The sequence below is a fragment of the Paenibacillus ihuae genome, assembly GCF_001368795.1.
Taxonomy (GTDB): domain Bacteria; phylum Bacillota; class Bacilli; order Paenibacillales; family Paenibacillaceae; genus Paenibacillus_AQ; species Paenibacillus_AQ ihuae.
Genome location: NZ_LN831198.1, coordinates 97,348 through 98,995 on the forward strand (window position 1 = coordinate 97,348; position 1,648 = coordinate 98,995).

General features: G+C 55.2%; 2 protein-coding genes. One reads left to right on the forward strand and one right to left on the reverse strand.

What is annotated here, in order from left to right:
* Positions 1-912 (forward strand): HAMP domain-containing sensor histidine kinase (locus AQR02_RS00430; protein WP_148449040.1); only part of this gene is annotated, 912 nt, incomplete at its 5' end.
* Positions 913-1,324: 412 nt separating this feature from the next.
* Here the strand turns inward: AQR02_RS00430 and AQR02_RS00435 are convergent.
* Positions 1,325-1,648 (reverse strand): translation initiation factor (locus tag AQR02_RS00435; RefSeq protein WP_245236999.1); only part of this gene is annotated, 324 nt, incomplete at its 5' end.

A 1,648-nucleotide genomic window follows, 5' to 3' on the forward strand; every position in this document is an offset into this window, starting at 1 on the left:
CTGGGCTTATTGCTGGCAGCTGGAGTAGCGGCACTGGCCGGCTTGCTTGTCGCCCGTTCCGCTTTGAAGCCCATCCGCAGCATGATCAGAGAGGTGCAGAACATCGGGGCAAACAATTTGTCGCGGCGGTTGCCTTTGCCTGCGGCACAGGATGAGCTTTATCAGCTGGGCGCCACCTTTAACACAATGCTGCAAAAGCTAAGTGTTTCCTTTGACCAGCAGCGGCGGTTTGTCGCTGATGCCTCACATGAGCTTAAGACGCCGCTTGCCATCATCGAAGGGCATACCCATATGATTCAGCGGTGGGGCAAACAGTCACCGGAAGTGCTGGAAGAGTCACTTGCGTTCATGATGGATGAAACAGGCAGAATGAAGGAACTGATCGCCCAGCTGCTGCTGCTTGCCGAGACGGAGGAGCCGCTGCAGAAAGGGGCAGGAGAAGAATGTGATGTGAGGGAGGTCCTGCGCGAGCTGCTGCCTCAGACGGTACACGTAGGTCCGGGTGTGATCCTAAATATCGAAGGCGATCTGTCTGGTGAAGGAGAAGGGCTATTCATCTTGATGCCGGCCAGCGCCTGCTATCAGGTGCTGCGCAATATCGTGGAGAATGCCCTGAAATATACGCCCGAAGGCGGCAAGGTCCGCATTGGGCATGTTGTAGAACCTGATCAGGTTACCATAGCTGTTACGGATACCGGAATAGGGATTTCATCTGAGCAGCTTCCGCATATTTTTGACCGCTTTTACCGTGCGGAGGGTTCACGGAACCGGAATGGAGGCGGGTCAGGTCTTGGGTTAGCCATTACCAAGGCTATCATGGAACGTTATGGCGGCTCCATCGCCATCGAGAGTGTGGAGGGAGCGGGCACGAGGGTAATGCTTAGGTTTGTGCGAGGGAAGAGCTCTGAATAATCCGCAAATGGCAGGGCTTCCGCAACTTGTGCAGGCTCTCTGCATGAGGTGCGTCGTGATGTGATGGCAAACAAACTACATGCGCAAAGCGCTCCTCTGTATCTGGGCCTAGGCAGACTGTTGCGGACACAGGAGGCGTTATTTGTTGATTTTTCAGTTCTCTAAGCTTATTGCGGACTCAGCTGCAGTTATTTATATGGAAAATCTCCGATTTACAGTATTAGGCTTCCCTTAAGGTCTGTGGAGTCCGCAGCACGGTTCTTAGAGCCTGGAATCCCCGGACTAACGTCATCTCAGTCCGTTTAAACTTTTGCTGCTGAGTCTATGCTCCAAGCGCACACAAAAACAAGGGTACCCCATACAGCCATATCCTGGCTTATGAGACACCCTTGTTTGTCGTTATTACCGCTGATCAGCGCGGATTCAACTTCACCTTCGAGCCCTTGCCGCCGGTCTGAAGGCCGGTTTCCTTGACTCCGGCTTCCTTCAGATCGATGACCAGCCGCTCAAGCACGGTCTTGGCCGCGGCGGCTTCCTTGGCGCCGGAGGCCTGCACAACCAGCTGCACCGGCTTGCCGGAGCGCAGATGCTTGTCCGCCTGGCGCAGCTTCGTCTCGTAATCATGCTCCTCGATATGGGCAGTGAAGCGTAGCTCCTTGACCTTCTCCTTGCTCCCGCTCTTTCCGGCTGCCTGCCGGGGGCTGCTTTGCGTGCCGAAGCGGCTTCCTTTTGCGCG